This window comes from Hymenobacter psoromatis (assembly GCA_001596155.1).
Lineage (GTDB): Bacteria > Bacteroidota > Bacteroidia > Cytophagales > Hymenobacteraceae > Hymenobacter.
Genome location: CP014771.1, coordinates 4,744,729 through 4,757,559 on the forward strand (window position 1 = coordinate 4,744,729; position 12,831 = coordinate 4,757,559).

Annotated in this window: 10 protein-coding genes; 6 read left to right on the plus strand and 4 right to left on the minus strand. The window is 62.6% G+C overall.

Annotated elements, in window-relative coordinates; all coding sequences use genetic code 11:
• Positions 1–83: 83 nt before the first annotated feature.
• Positions 84–530: a hypothetical protein gene (locus A0257_20140; GenBank protein ID AMR29175.1), complete on the minus strand. Its 447-nt coding sequence runs from the start codon at positions 528–530 to the stop codon at positions 84–86.
• Positions 531–862: 332 nt separating this feature from the next.
• On the opposite strand from A0257_20140, the gene A0257_20145 reads away from it, so the two are divergent.
• Both A0257_20145 and A0257_20150 read left to right on the plus strand, forming a co-directional pair.
• Positions 863–2,227 carry a cell division protein gene (locus A0257_20145; GenBank protein AMR29176.1) on the plus strand — a complete coding sequence of 455 codons (1,365 nt, stop codon included), beginning with the start codon at positions 863–865 and terminating at the stop codon, positions 2,225–2,227.
• A 3-nt stretch (positions 2,228–2,230) separates the two neighbouring features.
• Positions 2,231–3,001 carry a hypothetical protein gene (locus tag A0257_20150; GenBank protein ID AMR29177.1) on the plus strand — a complete coding sequence of 257 codons (771 nt, stop codon included), beginning with the start codon at positions 2,231–2,233 and terminating at the stop codon, positions 2,999–3,001.
• A gap of 25 nt (positions 3,002–3,026) precedes the next feature.
• Here the strand turns inward: A0257_20150 and A0257_20155 are convergent, their stop codons facing one another.
• The 3 genes from A0257_20155 to A0257_20165 form a co-directional block, all read right to left on the minus strand.
• Positions 3,027–3,818, minus strand: coding sequence for a hypothetical protein (locus A0257_20155; GenBank protein AMR29178.1), 792 nt, complete (start codon positions 3,816–3,818; stop codon positions 3,027–3,029).
• 64 nt (positions 3,819–3,882) lie between these two features.
• A complete protein-coding gene (locus A0257_20160) occupies positions 3,883–4,590 on the minus strand; it encodes a hypothetical protein (protein ID AMR29179.1) in 708 nt (235 codons plus the stop codon).
• A complete protein-coding gene (locus A0257_20165; protein ID AMR29180.1) occupies positions 4,580–5,005 on the minus strand; it encodes a calpastatin in 426 nt (141 codons plus the stop codon). The genes A0257_20160 and A0257_20165 overlap by 11 nt, the downstream gene beginning before the upstream one ends.
• 482 nt (positions 5,006–5,487) lie before the next feature.
• Here A0257_20165 and A0257_20170 point away from each other — a divergent pair, with 482 nt between their 5' ends.
• The 4 genes from A0257_20170 (at position 5,488) to A0257_20185 (ending at position 12,674) form a co-directional block, all read left to right on the plus strand.
• Positions 5,488–5,964, plus strand: a complete 477-nt coding sequence (locus tag A0257_20170) for a hypothetical protein (GenBank protein ID AMR29181.1) — start codon at positions 5,488–5,490, stop codon at positions 5,962–5,964.
• Positions 5,965–6,065: 101 nt separating this feature from the next.
• On the plus strand, positions 6,066–7,892 hold the full coding sequence (locus A0257_20175) for a molecular chaperone HtpG (protein ID AMR29182.1): 1,827 nt from the start codon (positions 6,066–6,068) through the stop codon (positions 7,890–7,892).
• A gap of 578 nt (positions 7,893–8,470) precedes the next feature.
• A complete protein-coding gene (locus A0257_20180) occupies positions 8,471–10,777 on the plus strand; it encodes a hypothetical protein (protein ID AMR29183.1) in 2,307 nt (768 codons plus the stop codon).
• 271 nt (positions 10,778–11,048) lie between these two features.
• Entirely contained in the window at positions 11,049–12,674 is a 1,626-nt protein-coding gene (locus A0257_20185) for a carboxylesterase (GenBank protein ID AMR29184.1), read from the plus strand.
• Positions 12,675–12,831 lie beyond the last annotated feature (157 nt).

Consider the following 12,831-nt stretch of genomic DNA (forward strand, 5'->3'; position numbering starts at 1 on the left):
CTGAGCCAACGAGGTGAACCGGCCGAAAGTAAGTTGCCTTCCCGAAACCAATCACCCTATTGCCCCAACCAGCTACGCGGCGGTCAGGAGAAAAGATAGCGGAGCAGTGGTTTGACCGCGGGAAAGGTAACGTGCATTATTTCCTCCAGAAAGTTGGCCCAGAGAAAGAACAGGGGCACTAACGCGCCAATGGCCGGCAGAAAGACGGGTGGCACGGGCATCGGGCTCCGCGGCGATTTGCCACGCCACGCCAGCCAGTGCAGCATCAGCGGCACGAACGTAAAGACGGCCGCGACCACCAGGCACCAGATGAGCACGACCGGCGATTGCCGCAGGGCCAGGAAAACGAGCAAGCCGACCGTCAGGCCTACCACCAGTAGGCGCAGCAGCGGGGTAAAGCGCGCAGTAGCTTGCGGCGGCCGTAGCGCCAGGGCGCACAAACCGATAAATCCGCCCGGCAGCCCCAGCAGCAGCAGCAGCGCGACGGCCAGGCGTACCTTCTCCGGCCACTCAATAACCACGGCCATCATGCTCGCCCGCTCGCTAGAGCAGCGTAGGTTCGGGCGGCTCGGCGGCCAGCCGGTGCCGCGCCAGCCGCGCCCAAGTAGCTGGCCGGGCCGGGCAACCGGCGGGCGGCGGCGAGCCAGGGCCCCGGCCGATGGAGTGCGAACAGCTTGGGTTCCATAGGTTGTTCCTAACGACGAATTGCTGGTTTGGTTAAGGCCAGCGTAGCAAACTGCCGGCTTGCGGATGAGGAAGTGGAGGCTCTGGGCTGCCTGTTGCGTGCGCCCGGCGCGCCCGGCGACCCAGAGGCAGCCCAAATGGGTTTTTTACCGTAAAGCTCCCGTCAACTCTCTCGCTTATGCCCGCCACCGACCCGGCCCTCCAGCCCCTGCTCGACGCCCTGCAATTTTCGCCCGACAACCTGCCCCTGCGCCAGCACCTGGGCGAGCTGCTGCGCCAGGCCGGCCGGCACCAGGAAGCCGAAACGCTGTACCGCGACGGCCTGCATCTGGCCCCCGCTACCCCCGCCCTTCAGTTGGGCCTGGCTGAAGCCTACTTTGCGCAGCGCAAAACCTCGGCCGCGCTGGTGGTGCTCGAAGAATTGCTGGCCGCCGGCCCCGCCAGCGGCCCCGCCTACCTGCTGCACGCCCGCCTGCTGCTCGATGAGCAGCAGCCCGCTGCCGCCCATGATGCCTACCAGCAAGCGCTGCGCCTGGACCCGCACCTGGCCGACACGGCCCTGGCTGCCAAGCTGCAAGCGGCCGCGCCGGCGCAGCCGGTGGCCGCGGCGGGCCTGGTGCCCCCGCCGCCGGCCCCCGCCGAGCAGGCCCGCCTGCTGGGCCTCGAAAAACCGAAAATTACCTTCCGGGACGTGGGCGGCATGGAGGCCGTGAAGGAGGAAATCCGGCTCAAAATCATCCACCCGCTGCGTTTCCCTGATTTATATAAAGCCTACGGCAAGGCCACCGGCGGCGGGCTGCTGCTCTACGGCCCGCCCGGCTGCGGCAAAACCTACCTGGCCCGCGCCACGGCCGGCGAGGCGCAGGCCAACTTTATCAGCGTGGGTATCGCCGACATTCTGGATATGTGGCTGGGCAACAGCGAAAAAAACCTGCACCAGCTCTTCGAGCTGGCCCGTTCGCAAACGCCCTGCGTGCTGTTTTTTGACGAAGTAGATGCCCTGGCCGCCAACCGCCACGACCTGCGCCAGAGCGCCGGCCGCACCGTCATCAACCAGTTTTTGGAAGAGCTGGACGGCGTGTCGGCCTCCAACGAGGGCGTGCTCATCATGGCCGCCACCAACGCGCCCTGGCAGCTCGACCCCGCCTTCCGCCGCCCCGGCCGCTTCGATAAAATCGTGCTCGTGACCCCACCCGATGAACCCGCCCGGACCAGCATCCTGGAAATTTTGCTTCAGGGCAAGCCGCTAGCGGCCGGCGTAAACCCGGCCGCCGTGGCTGCCCGCACCGCCAGCCTCAGCGGGGCCGACCTCAAGGCCGTGGTAGATGCCGCCGTGGACACCCGCCTGCGCTTGTCCATGCAGAGTGGCCAGCCGCTGCCCATCGAGCAGAGCGACCTTCTCGGCGCGGCTAATACCATCAAGCCCAGCACCAAGGAGTGGTTTGCCACCGCCCGCAACTACGCGCTCTACTCGAACGCGGGTGGCCTCTACGACGACATTCTGGTGTATCTGGGCCTGAAAAAGCCGGAGGCCGGCAGCTAGGCCATGAGCGAAACCCCAGGTACACCCAGTTCCCGGCCGCGGCTGACCAAGAGCGAAACCACCCTGTATTGGCAGCTTATTCAAACCGGGCGGGCTGACTTGGTTGTGGACCTGACCCGCCAACACCTGGCCCGTAACCCGCTAAATTCGACCGCGCAGCTGTACCTGGCGGAGGCGCTGGTCAAGCTCAACCGGATACCCGAAGCCTTGGAAGCGGCCGAAGGGGCCGTGGCCCTGGCCCCGGAATGGTGCGCCACGCACTTCATTCTGGCCAGGGCGCGCTGGGAAAACGGCCACTCCCTGACGGCCAACGAGCCCCTGGCCGAGGCCCTGCGGCTCGACCCGCTCCGGGCCTACTACCACGGCTGGCAGGCGCAGCTTTTTTTCTTTCAAAAGCGCTACCCGGAGGCCGTAGCCGCGGCCGACACCGGCCTGCGGCTCGACCCGCAGCACGCCGACGTGCTGCTCTGGCGGGCCGAGGCCAACGAGGCGCTGCGCCGCCCCCACCTGGCCGACCAGGATTACCGCCGGCTGTTTGACGTGTCCCCGAACTACGCGCTGGCGCACCACAACCGGGGCATCTCGCTGCTGCGCCGCTTTCTGCCCGCCGCCGCCAGCGAGCACCTCGCCGAGGCCCTGCGCATAGAGCCCGAGCGAGCCCCCGAATTAACCCGGCTGCTAAACTTGGCCTGGCGCTGGCAAAACTGGCCCCGGTGGCTGGCCGGCCACCGGGCGAAATATCAGGCGAGCCTCGCCGCCAACCCAGAGGGGTAGGGGCCCGCCACCAGCTACGCGGCTGCTACGAGCCGGCCGGGGGCGACTCCGGCGCGGCCGGGTAGCGCTGCTTCACCATCTGGGTGAAGCTGCTGGCGGCGTTGGAAAACTCGGAGGGCAGCAAAATAACCGTCGTCGTGTTGTTGTCGATGCCGATTTCCGAAAGCATCTGCATCCGGCGCAATTCCAGCGAGTAGGGGCTTTTTTCCATCTCCTGCGCGCCCTGCGTGAGCTTGAGCGAGGCTTCCAATTCAGCCTCGGCCTTGATGATGCGGGCCCGCTTCTCGCGAATAGCCTCCGCTTCGCGGGCCATCGCCCGCTGCATGGACTCGGGAATCTCCACGTCCTTAATCTCGACCAACTCAATCTTGACGCCCCAGGCTTCGGTGGCGGCGTCCACTATTTGCAGCAGCGAGCCGTTGATGTGGGCCCGCTCGCGTAGCACCTCATCGAGCTGGTTTTGGCCAATAATGTTGCGTAGCGCCGTCACCGAGAGCTGATACACAGCCTGGTTGAAATTAGCTACCTTAATCACGGCATCGGCGGGGTTAATGACCCGAAACCAGAGCACGGCGTTCACCTTGATGGTCACGCTGTCCTTGGTAATGGTTTCCTGCTGCTCCAGCTCCACGGTTTTGGTGCGCATGTCGATGGTCTGTTGGCGCTCGATAAACGGGATGAGCCAGTACAGCCCCGGCCCGCGCGTGCCGGTGTAGCGCCCCAGCCGAAACACGATGGCGCGCTCGTATTCCTGGGCAATGCGCAGGCTCATAGCCAGCAATATAAGAGCGATAATCAGGGGCGCGAGGAGGAGCATGGCGGGAGGAGCAAGAAAGGTTTGGCGAATGTATCGCGCCTGGAACCAATGCATTACCAAGCGCCTAGTTCTCAGCGGCGGCCTGGGCCAGCAAGCGGCGCAGCTGGTCGGCCAGGCGGCGCTGTTCGCGCAGCAAATAAGCCGCCGAATCGTTGGCCGGGCTCACGGCCTGGTAACGCAGCCGGCCCCGGCCGAAATAGCTACGGGTAGTCTGAATGGTGGATTTAGCGAGGTCAAAAGCCTCCGTATCCGCATTGGCGCGCATTGCCGCCGAATCGTAGGTAATGGGCCGGTTGTAGTGATAGTCCTGCTCCACTACCAGCGTAGGCTGGCCGCTTCGCAAGTAAAAAGTCGTGCGCTGCTGATATGTTTCGCCCAGGTAGCGGGCCACGATTTTCCGTAATGCGTGCTGCTGATAATAAAAAACTGCTTCGCCGCCCTCCAGCGATTCGTATAGCTCCACTCTTCGCACGTTCGACCAGGCAGCAGGGGGTAGGGTATCCAGGCGCACCACAAACCGCGGGCTGGCCGCGGGCCGGGCATTGGCAGTGGAGTCGGGCGCGTCGGATACGGGCGTAGCTACCCGCGCCCGGCTGCCCGCCGCAGTGGTAACCACCGCGCCCGGCTGCAACGGGCCGGCCGCCGTAGTCGCAGGCGTGGTATCGGGCTGGCAGCCGCCCGCCACTACCAGCCCGCCCCAGACAAGGCCGACGTCCACCATCCGCAGCAACTGATGAGTCAGGATTTTCAAGTCATTGCTTTTATAAGCCAAGCAGCTCCAAGGTCTTAGTATCAGGCCCGCCCCCAAAGTACGCGTCCAGCACCGCCCGAAAAACCGGGTCGGCCCCCGGCACCTGGGCAAACAGCGTCATCGAAGAGCGCAGCTTCAGGTCGTCGGGCGAGCCAAAAACGCGGCTCGCATCGCGGCTCGCCAGCTTCAGCAGCTCGCCGGAAATTTCGCGCAGCCGCGGCCCCAGCACCGGGTGCGCCAGATACGCCGCCGCCTCGGCCGCGTCGCGGATAGCGTAGTGCTGCGAGGTCGAGCTAAAGCCCAGGCCCTGAATTTGCGGAAAAATGTACCACATCCAATGGCCGCGCTTGCGGCCGGCTTTTAGCTCGGCCAGCGCCTGGGGGTAGGCCGTGGCCTGGGCGTCGAGGAAGCGTTGTAAGGTGTGCTCGTTGGTCATGAGGTGCCGGGTATGTTTCCCGCTGCCATACTGGCAATTGGCGGCTTGGGTTGAGCCCCGCCGGGCTATGCGTTTTAACGCTTCGCCGCCAAAGCAATCCGCTCCGCATCGCCCGGTTCCAGCGGCGTCACCCTATTTTTGGGCATGGCTTCGTATTTGCAAGGAGCATGCGCGAAAGTTGGTTGTCAGCGCGTCAGGCGGCGTCAATCGCACCCAAGCAACCCCCGCACGACGGCGGGCCAGGGCAATGCCCGCGTTCTGGCTTGCCGCGCAACCTGCTCGCGCTGACCGATGGTTTGCGTAAGCCCAACATAAAAAATATTTTTTTCGCAAACCCGAATACCGCCCAGACACTTTTTCCGTAGGTGCGAAATTCGCTTCGGAAATTTCTTTTGGTTGAATTAAATTTTGCTAAGCACCTGCGGTAACGTTTTATGATTGTTTCTTGCGCGAAAGAGCTTTGTGTTCAGTATGATAAGCTATTGGATGTGCTGCGGGTGGCCTGGGTGGAGGGGGGTAGCATGCGGGGCTTTCGCGATGCGTTCAGCAAATTGCCCGCGCTGGTGGCCCAGCTGGGGGTAGGGCGCGTGGTGCTTGACCTGAATGCGCTGCCCGATATTTCGGTGTATGACCAGCTGTGGCTGAGCACCAATTTTATGCCTTTGCTGGTAACGCTACCCCTGCGGCAAGCCATCGTCGTGCTTTCGCCCAAGCGAGTATATAATCATCAGGTAATAGAAGGACTTCTGATGGCAGTGCAGCTGCTTATCCGGTTCGACGTGCAGTTTTTCGCGCAGGCCGACGCGGCTATGCAGTGGACAACCGACTACTCGCCTCGCCTTGCTCATCTGCAGCAGGAGTGGAGCCAGCATTGCCCACCCACGGCTCGGAACACCGACGAGGTGGCCGAGCCCCTGCCTGGCTACGGCCTCAGAAAGCCGCCCCAGCTGCCATCCTGACAGCCTGTTTCCCCTTGGAATAGCCTTTGAAAGACGAGGCTGACCAGCAGGCGCTGCCTGTTAGTCAGCCTTTTGTTGTTTTTCAACCTTTTACTATTCCCATGTCTGAAACTGGCTCCATTTCCATTCATACCGAGAACATCTTCCCCATAATCAAGAAGTTCCTGTATTCTGACCACGAGATTTTCCTGCGCGAACTGGTCAGCAACGCCGTCGATGCCACCCAAAAATTGCAAAGCCTGGCCCGGCAGGGCGAATTCACGGGCGAGATGGGCGAGTTGAAAGTGCGCGTGACCGTGGACAAGGAAGCCCGCAAAATCACGGTGTCGGACCACGGCCTGGGCATGACGGCCGACGAAATCAAGAAGTACATCAACCAGATTGCCTTCTCCGGGGCCACCGAGTTCGTGGAGAAGTATAAGGAGACCGACGCGCAGGCGAAAGACCAGATAATCGGGCAGTTTGGCCTGGGTTTCTATTCGGCCTTCATGGTGTCGAAAGAAGTTGAAATCTGGTCTAAATCCTATAAGGAAGATACCCTGACGGCACACTGGATTTGCGACGGCAGCACGCAGTTTACCCTGGACGAGCCGACCGGCGAACACGCCAAGGCCGAGCGCGGCACCGACGTGGTGCTGCACATAGCCGATGACTCGGACGAGTTTCTGGAAGAGGCCCGCCTGCGGACCATCCTCACCAAGTACTGCAAGTTCCTGCCCGTTCCAATTGAGTTTGAGGGTCAGCTGATTAACGACACTACCCCCATCTGGACCAAGCAGCCCGCCGACCTCACCGACGAGGACTACCAGAAGTTCTACCACGAGCTGTATCCGATGAGCATGGACGAGCCGCTGTTCTGGATTCACCTGAATGTGGACTATCCGTTTCACCTCACCGGCATTTTGTACTTCCCCAAGGTGAAGGACGAGCTGCAATTCTCGCGCAACAAGATTCAGCTTTACTCGCGGCAGGTGTTCATCACCGACGAGGTGAAGGACGTGGTGCCCGAATTCCTGATGTTATTGCACGGCGTCATCGACTCGCCCGACATCCCGCTAAACGTGTCGCGCAGCTTTCTGCAGGCCGACGCCAACGTGCGTAAAATCAATACCTACATCACTAAGAAAGTCGCCGACAAGCTGGCCGAGCTGTTCCGCAAGGACCGCGCCGGCTATGAGGAGAAATGGGCTGATATTGGGATGTTTGTGAAGTATGGGATGCTCTCGGACGAGAAGTTTTACGAGCGCGCCAAGGATTTTGTGCTGCTGAAAAGCGTGGAGAATAAGTTGTACATGCTCACCGAGTACACCGAGCATATTCAGGCTAACCAGCAGGACAAAGATGGCAACACGGTGGTGCTCTACACCACCGACGCCGAGCGCCAGCACGGCTTTGTGGCGGCCGCCCAGGAGCGCGGCTACGACGTGCTGGACTTCGACCAGGTGCTCGACCCGCACTTCATTGGATTGCTGGAGCAGAAATTGGAGAAAACCACGTTCAAGCGGGTGGATTCGGCCACGGCCAGCCAGCTCATCGAGAAAGAAGAAGCGCCGGCCAGCGTGCTGAGCGAGGACGACCAAAAGAAGCTGGAGGAGGTATTTACCGGGGCCATCAGCAACCCCACGATGCATGTGAAAGTGGCGGCCCTCTCGCCGCAGGACGCGCCGGTGGTTATCACCCAAAACGAGTTTATGCGCCGCATGAAGGACATGCAGCGCACCGGCGGCGGCGGCATGCAGATGTTCGGTTCCCTACCCGACTCGTTTGACGTGACGGTGAACGCCAACAGCCCGCTGGTGCAGAAGGTGCTGGCCGACGGCGGCGCAACCATCGCCAAGCAGGCCTTCGACCTGGCCCTGCTCACGCAAGGTATGCTAAGAGGCGAGGCGCTCACGGCCTTTGTGAAGCGCAGCACCGAACTGCTGTAGTTTATAAGCAGTTAGCTACTAGTTTAGGACTTACGCAAATCGTCTGTCATGGCGAGCAAAGCGAAGCAATCGCCCCAGAACGACACCCGCGCCAGTCGTTCTGGGGCGATTGCCGCGACCTTGCTTAATGCGCAACATGCTCGCAAGGACAGACGTCTTTTGCGTAAGTCCTATGATTATTAAGTGGTAGCTTTTTTGGAGAAATCCTGCTGCCAGTCGATAGCTATGTTCTTATTCAAAACTTAAAAAGCCCTTCCGGCGTGGTGTCGGAAGGGCTTTTTTGAGCCCTTGTTCGTCGGTTTTGGCAATTTCAGGGCTTACGCACGGCGCGGTACTGGGCAGTAGCCAACTAAACTGGCAGCGGGCATAGGGGTAGGGCCACGGCTGGGTATCTGGCTTTGAGTGGGCCAGCCGACGGGCCAGCCGCAAACGCGTGGAATGACCTGGCAAAAAACAAAGGTGGGAGAGCTAATCAGCGCGCGCAGCGACTTCCGCAACTGAGCAGGCAGGCAGTTGTCTTCGCTGGCTGCCCCATGCGTTTGCCTGCCTACCTTGCGTTTCTAACATGCTTTTAAGTCATGTGGGGTAGGCTCGCCTTCATTATTTTGCGGCACCAGCGCCTACTGGTGGGCTTGCTGCTGCTGCTTACCGGCATCTTTGGCTGGTATGCCCGCAAGGTCGAGATTACGTACAACCTGGCAAACGTGGTGAGTCCGACGGACCCGGACCTACGGTACTTTCAACAGTTCCGGCGCACTTTTGGGGAAGATGGGAACGTGCTCGTTATTGGGCTGGCTGACCCGCGCGTGTATCAACTGGTGGGCTTCGCGGCCCTGAAGGACTTTAGCCAGGACCTGGCCCAGGTGCCCGGCGTGGAGCGGGTGCTGGCCTTGCCTACGCTGCCGCTCATCGAGAAGGATTCGCTACGGCAACAATTCACAACGCGCCCGCTGTTTGTGCCCTTCCCGGCTACGCAGGCGCGCCTCGACAGCCTGCTGACGCTGGTGCGGCAGCAGCCACTCTACCAGGGGCAGCTGCTCAACCCCCGTTCGGGGGCTACCCTGCTGGCGCTCACGCTCGACCCGGCCTACGTGAATTCGGCGCGCCTGCAGGCGGTGGTGCAGCAGCTGATGCAGCGCGTTGACCAGTTTCAGCGCCGCACGGGCATGCGCCTGCACCTGGCCGGCCTGCCCTACATTCAGGCGGTGGTCACGGCCAAGGTAACCAGCGAGATGCGGTTCTTCCTGGTGTTCTCGTTCCTGCTCATGGCCCTGACGCTTTACGCGTTCTTCCGGTGCTGGGCCGCCGTAGTTATTCCCCTGCTCGTGGTGCTCGTGGTGGTGGTCTGGACGGTGGGCTCGTTGGTGCTGCTGGGCTATCACATTACGCTGCTCACGGGGCTGCTACCAACGATTATGGTCGTCATCGGCCTGCCCAACTGCACTTACCTGCTCGCCCGCTACTATTACGACTACCGCAAGTCGGGCAACCAGATGCTGGCTATGGTGCGGGTGATGCGCAAAATCGGGCTCGTCACGCTGCTCAACAACACGACCACGGCCATCGGCTTTTTCGTGTTCTGCTTCACCGACATTGCCGTGCTTTTTCAGTTTGGGCTGATTGCCACGCTCAATATTTTCGGGGCTTTTATAGTGTCGTTTATCCTGATTCCGGTGCTGTTCACCGCCCTACCCCCCCCCACCGCCCCCCAGCTGCGCCGCCTGGAAGCCCGGCTGCTGGTGGGACTGCTGGCGCTGTTCGAGCGGCTGGTGCTGCGGCACCGCCCGGCGGTGTATGGGCTCACCGCGGTCCTGCTGCTGGTGGCCGCCCTGGGCCTCTCGCGGATAACTTCGGTGGCTACAATGGTGGACGATATTCCCCTGGGCAGCCCGGTGCGCGCCGACCTGCGTTTTTTTCAGCAGCAGTTCGGCGGGGTCATGCCCCTGGAAATCGTGGTGGACACCGGCCACAAAGGGGGGGCCGCGCAGCTGCCCAACCTGGTGCGCATCGACCGGTTCGAGCACTACCTGGCCACCGTGCCCGGCCTCACGCCGTCGCTGAGCGTGGTGGCCGGACTTAAAGCCGCCACGCAGGCATTTTATAGCTACGCGCCCGGCTCCTACCGCCTGCCCGATGCGACGGAAGCCGCGTTTATGCAGCCCTACCTCACGCACCCGCCCGGCGCGGCCCTGGGCCTGCCGGCGCTGGCAGACCCCAGCGGGCGGCAGGTGCGGCTCTCGCTGCGCATGGCCGACGTGGGCTCTAACCGCCTGGCGCGCCTGCTGCCGCAGCTGGCGGGCCAGGCCCGGCACCTGTTTGCCGGGTCGGGCCTGCGTGCCCACCTCACGGGCACCACGCTCATCTTCACCAAAGGCACTGCTTACCTCATTCATACCCTGAAGGATAGCCTGCTGTTGGCCTTCGTGCTGGTGGGGCTGGTGGTGCTGCTGCTGTTTCGCAGCGTGCCCACCGTGTTCTTCGCCCTGGTGCCCAACTTGGTCACGCTGCTGCTCACGGGCGGGCTGATGGGCTACCTCGGGATTCCCCTCAAACCCAGCACGGCCCTTATTTTCAGCATCGCCCTGGGCATTGACGGCGATAACTCTATTCACCTGCTGGCCAAATACCGGCAGGAGCTAGTGCTCAACGGCGGCCTGGCCCGGCTGGCCATCGTCACCACGCTGCGCGAGGCGGGCACCAGCATGCTCTTTACCAGCGCCATTCTGCTGCTGGGCTTCGGGATTTTTATTTTCAGCGACTTTGGGGGCACCCAGGCCCTGGGCATCCTGATGGGGGCTTCGCTGCTGCTCACTAATTTTTCCAATCTGGTGCTGCTACCCTGCCTGCTGCTGACGTTCGCGCCCGACTCTCTGGCTGCCCACTAAGGAGCCGGTGCGAGCGGCAGCCGGCATCCGCACTGGCCGCCGGCCATCGCGCAGCCCCTGGTGAGGTTTTTTGAGCAGTAAAGTAGTGAGCGAATTATTCGCCATTGAAGAGTGCGGAAGAGCTTTTCAATCGACTAAAAAGACCCCCTGATTTCGCTGACCACCACGGCTTGGACCACCGCTAAAAAATATGGGGGTAGGGACAAGTTATCGGCCGGCACCGGAGCTTTTTTGGCGCGTGCGAAGCAGCAGCTGCGCATTATCTTTCAGCATGAAATCACTGCTTTTCCTACCCCCCCTTCTCCTGGCTATCGCGGCCGTGGCCCAAAAGCCTACCCCCGACTTGGCCCACAACCAGGTGCAGGTGGCCGGCGGCCGGCTGGCGGGTGCCACTGCCGCCAGCGGCATCCACGAGTTCAGGGGCATTCCCTACGCCGCGCCGCCCGTGGGCAAGCGCCGCTGGCAGGCCCCGCAGCCGGCCGCGAAGTGGACCAACGTGCGGCCGGCCACGCAGTTTGGGCCGCGCGCCATGCAGTTGCCGCTGTTTGGCGACATGAACTTTCGTTCGAACGGCGTGAGCGAGGACTGCCTGTACCTGAACGTGTGGACGGGCGCGAAAACGGCTCAGGAAAAGCGGCCGGTGCTGGTGTATTTCTACGGTGGCGGCTTTGTGGCCGGCGATGGCTCGGAGCCGCGCTACGACGGCGAAAGCCTGGCCCAAAAAGGAATTGTGACCGTGACGGTGAACTACCGCCTGGGCGTGTTCGGCTTCCTGGCCCACCCGGAATTAACTAAGGAGTCGCCGCACCACGCCTCGGGCAACTATGCTTTGCTCGACCAGGCGGCAGCCATCGCGTGGGTACGGGCCAATATTGCGGCCTTCGGCGGCGACCCGCAGCACATTACGATTGGGGGCGAGTCGGCCGGCTCGTATTCGGTGAGCGCCCAGCTGGTCTCGCCGCTGGCGAAAAACCTGCTCGTGGGGGCCATTGCCGAAAGCGGCTCGCTGCTGGGCTTGCAGCCGCTGCCCACGCTGGCGCAGGGCGAACAGACGGGGGTAGGGTTTGCCGCCAGCCTGGGTGCCACCTCGCTGGCCGCGCTGCGGGCGCTGCCGGCCCAGCAGCTGCTGGAGGCCAGCGGCAAGCCGGGCGCGCCACGCTTTTCTCCCATCGTGGACGGGTATTTTCTGCCGCGCTCGCCCGCCGAGATTTTTGCCGCCGGCCAGCAGGCGCACGTGCCGCTGCTGGTGGGCTGGAACTCGCAGGAATCGGGGGCGGCTGGCTTATTGGGACCAGCCGCGCCCACGGTGGCCAACTACCAGGCCGCCGTGCAAAAGCTGTATGGCGAGCAGGCCGCTGACATTCAGCGCCTCTACCCCGCCACTACCGCCGCGCAGGCCGAGCAGGCTGCCACTGACCTGGCCAGCGACCGCTTCATCGCCTACAGCACCTGGAAGCTGGCCGACGCCCAGCTTCAGACCGGCGGCCAGCCAGTGTACCGCTACCTCTACGCCCGCCCGCGCCCGGCCATGACGCCTGAGATGGGCAACGCCACCGCCAACCTGGCCGGCGGCGTCACCAAGGGCACGGGCGCCGCTACCCCCGCCTCGCCCGCCAAAGGTGCCGTGCATTCGGCCGAGATTGAGTACGCGCTGGGTAACCTGCCCACCAACAAGGTATTTGCCTGGACGCCTGATGATTACCAGGTATCGAAAACCATGCAGGGCTACTTCGCCAACTTCATCAAAACCGGCAACCCCAACGGCGCGGGCCTACCCCCCTGGCCAGCCGACAGCCAGCAGAATGGCCAGGTGATGCGCCTCGATGTGACCACTCAGGCCGGACCCGACCAGACGCGCGCCCGCTACCAGTTTTTGGAGCAGCACGCGGCCAAATAATTCCTTTTCCCTTTGCAAAAAAGCCTGGTCGGAGATGTCTCCGACCAGGCTTTTTTGCAAAGGGAAAAGGAATATTTATAGAAAAAGGCCGGGTGCGAGGCGTAATCGGCTTCATCTTGCGTTAACGTATGAGTGGCCCCGACCGGCCCGGCGGGCG

Bases quoted from the DNA above. Each gene is read 5' to 3' on its own strand.
- A0257_20185 (AMR29184.1), top strand. From the start codon at position 11,049: ATGAAATCACTGCTTTTCCTACCCCCCCTTCTCCTGGCTATCGCGGCC.
- A0257_20175 (AMR29182.1), top strand. From the start codon at position 6,066: ATGTCTGAAACTGGCTCCATTTCCATTCATACCGAGAACATCTTCCCC.
- A0257_20155 (AMR29178.1), bottom strand. From the start codon at position 3,818: ATGCTCCTCCTCGCGCCCCTGATTATCGCTCTTATATTGCTGGCTATG.
- A0257_20180 (AMR29183.1), top strand. From the start codon at position 8,471: ATGTGGGGTAGGCTCGCCTTCATTATTTTGCGGCACCAGCGCCTACTG.
- A0257_20150 (AMR29177.1), top strand. From the start codon at position 2,231: ATGAGCGAAACCCCAGGTACACCCAGTTCCCGGCCGCGGCTGACCAAG.
- A0257_20145 (AMR29176.1), top strand. From the start codon at position 863: ATGCCCGCCACCGACCCGGCCCTCCAGCCCCTGCTCGACGCCCTGCAA.
- A0257_20140 (AMR29175.1), bottom strand. From the start codon at position 530: ATGATGGCCGTGGTTATTGAGTGGCCGGAGAAGGTACGCCTGGCCGTC.
- A0257_20165 (AMR29180.1), bottom strand. From the start codon at position 5,005: ATGACCAACGAGCACACCTTACAACGCTTCCTCGACGCCCAGGCCACG.